This window comes from Acetatifactor sp., assembly GCF_982438285.1.
The window spans coordinates 1-2,400 of sequence record NZ_CEWDFQ010000409.1; the positions used below are offsets into that span (position 1 = coordinate 1).

A 2,400-nucleotide genomic window follows, 5' to 3' on the forward strand; every position below is an offset into this window, starting at 1 on the left:
TGATGCTGTCAATGATCCTGCCGTTCTCATCGCAGAAAATGATATTGCTGTGCTTGCCCATGATCTCCACGATAAGGGTCTTTTTCCGCAGGTCACCAAGCTCGTCCAAGTGCTCCACCGAAATCTGCACGATGCGCTCCAGTCCAGGCTGGGAGATGTGGGTAATGCGTCCATTCTGCAGATGCTTGCGCAGAAGCATACAGAAATTAGGGGCGGTCAGGGGGCTTTGCTTGTTGCTGCGGGTCAGATAAATCAAGGGCAGGGAAGCGTCGGCTGAAATAAAAAGCCGTTTCTGCCCGTTTCCTGTTTTTATGGTAAGGAGAAGCTCGTCGGCCTCCGGCTGGGCAATCTTATACAGCCGTCCACCCAAAAGCTCCCGTTTCATTTCAGAAACTACGTTTGCTATAGTGATTCCGTCAAATGCCATGAAAGATTTCCTTTCTTTATATGATATGGAATTCCCAAGGGCTCTTCGGGCCTGGAAAACATTCTATAGTATAGCAGAAAATACACGGAAAAGAAAGTCCCTTACCCTTGACACTCAGGGTAACTTAATTTACAATAAAATGAAGTATGCGGCAGTACAATGCCGCTGCCTGGATTGGAGCGCTTATGATAAAAAGCATGACCGGCTTTGGCAGGTTTGAGACTGCAGGCAGGGACAGAAAGTTTACGGTAGAAATGAAATCCGTAAATCACCGTTATCTGGACGTAACCATCAAGATGCCGAAGAAGCTTAATTTTTTTGAAGCCGCTATTCGCAGCGAGCTGAAAAAATATATTTCCAGAGGAAAGGTAGATTTGTTCATCAGCTATGAGGACTTCTCGGGGAGCAGCGCAACCGTTTGCTATCACAGGGAGGTGGCTGAGGAATATTTAAGGTATCTGCGGCAGATGGCGCAGGATTTCGGGCTGGATGACGACATCAGAGTATCCACTTTGTCAAAATATCCCGAGGTTTTTACCATGGAGGAGCAGACCGAGGACGAGGAGGAGCTTTGGAAGGAACTGCAAAGGGCCATTGACGGCGCTGCCCAGATGTTTGTAAACGCCCGTGTGGAGGAAGGCGGGCGCCTGCGTCAGGATTTGTTAAAAAAGCTGGACGCTATGCAGGAGCTGGTGGATTTTGTTTCCAGGCGTTCTCCGCAGATCATAAGACAGTACCGCGAAAAGCTGGAGGAAAAGGTAAGGGAGCTTCTGGAGGATGTGTCTGTGGACGAGGACAGACTGCTCACGGAGGTGACTATTTTTGCGGACAAGGTGTGTGTGGACGAGGAGGTAGTGCGCCTGCGCAGCCACATTGAGACTACCAGAAACACTCTGCTGGAGGGCGGAAGCATTGGCCGGAAGCTGGATTTTATTGCACAGGAGATGAATAGAGAGGCCAATACCATACTATCAAAGGCCAACGATCTGGAGATTTCAAACTGCGCCATTGAGCTTAAGACAGAGATTGAAAAAATCCGGGAACAGATTCAGAATATAGAATAGAGGGGCTATGAACAGGCTAATTCATATCGGCTTTGGAAATATTGTAAATACGGAAAAAATCATTGCCATTGTAAGTCCTGATTCTGCGCCCATTAAGCGTCTGGTGCAGAAGGCCAGGGAGCTTGGAACGGCTGTGGACGCCACCCAGGGACGAAAGACAAAATCCGTACTGATTATGGAGGGCGGACAGCTTGTGCTTTCGGCGCTGCTGCCGGAAACCATTGCGGGCCGGGCCCAGTCTGGAGAGGACGAAGGGGAAGAGACATGACGGAAAAAGGGATTTTAATTGTAATTTCAGGATTTTCTGGGGCGGGCAAGGGAACCATTGTAAAAAAGCTTCTGCAGACTTATGACAATTATGCCCTTTCTGTCTCCATGACCACAAGACCGCCCAGAGATGGAGAGCGGGAGGGTGTGGAATACTTTTTTACAGACAAGGAGCATTTTGAGGCAGAAATTGAACGGTCAGGTCTGATAGAATATGCCATGTACTGCGGCAATTATTACGGAACGCCCAGGGCCTATGTAGAGGAACAGCTGAGGGCTGGAAAGGATGTAATCCTGGAGATTGAGATTCAGGGAGCCCTAAAGATAAAGGAGCAGTTTCCGGAGAGCCTTCTGGTCTTTGTGACGCCGCCAAACGCAAAGGAATTGGAGCGGCGCCTGGTGGGGAGAGGCACGGAAAGCCAGGAGGTCATTCAAAAAAGGCTGGCAAGGGCCAGCGAGGAGTCGGAGGGCATGGAGTCCTATGACTATATCGTAGTAAACGACGATCTGGAAAAATGTGTGGAGGAGTTAAACTGTCTGGTGGATGCGGCCCGCAGGGCGCCTGTCCGCAGACAGGGATTTATAAAAGAAATCAGAGACGAACTGAAAGGGTTCGCGAAAGGAGCAGAATAATGTTACATC

Annotated in this window: 4 protein-coding genes; 3 read left to right on the plus strand and 1 reads right to left on the minus strand. The window is 49.3% G+C overall.

From position 1 onward, the window contains the following. Positions 1–427, minus strand: a 427-nt coding sequence (locus tag AC1WIP_RS14610) for an NFACT family protein (protein ID WP_481142516.1), incomplete at its 3' end; no start/stop codon positions are given. Positions 428–612: 185 nt separating this feature from the next. On the opposite strand from AC1WIP_RS14610, the gene AC1WIP_RS14615 reads away from it, so the two are divergent. Genes AC1WIP_RS14615 through gmk form a run of 3 tightly spaced genes read left to right on the plus strand, consistent with a single transcriptional unit; the run spans position 613 to position 2,391 of the window. Further along, positions 613–1,491, plus strand: a complete 879-nt coding sequence (locus tag AC1WIP_RS14615; RefSeq protein WP_481142517.1) for a YicC/YloC family endoribonuclease — start codon at positions 613–615, stop codon at positions 1,489–1,491. Between the two features lie 7 nt (positions 1,492–1,498). Next, positions 1,499–1,759 (plus strand): DUF370 domain-containing protein, encoded by a 261-nt coding sequence (locus AC1WIP_RS14620; protein ID WP_318702849.1) that lies wholly within the window; start codon positions 1,499–1,501, stop codon positions 1,757–1,759. Continuing rightward, positions 1,756–2,391 carry a guanylate kinase gene (gmk, locus tag AC1WIP_RS14625; RefSeq protein ID WP_481142518.1) on the plus strand — a complete coding sequence of 212 codons (636 nt, stop codon included), beginning with the start codon at positions 1,756–1,758 and terminating at the stop codon, positions 2,389–2,391. Before AC1WIP_RS14620 ends, gmk begins: the two co-directional genes overlap by 4 nt. Positions 2,392–2,400: the final 9 nt, after the last annotated feature.

What these genes read in the sequence shown, in the direction of transcription:
- AC1WIP_RS14620 (WP_318702849.1), top strand. Translation starts at nt 1,499, where the DNA reads ATGAACAGGCTAATTCATATCGGCTTTGGAAATATTGTAAATACGGAA.
- gmk (WP_481142518.1), top strand. Translation starts at nt 1,756, where the DNA reads ATGACGGAAAAAGGGATTTTAATTGTAATTTCAGGATTTTCTGGGGCG.
- AC1WIP_RS14615 (WP_481142517.1), top strand. Translation starts at nt 613, where the DNA reads ATGATAAAAAGCATGACCGGCTTTGGCAGGTTTGAGACTGCAGGCAGG.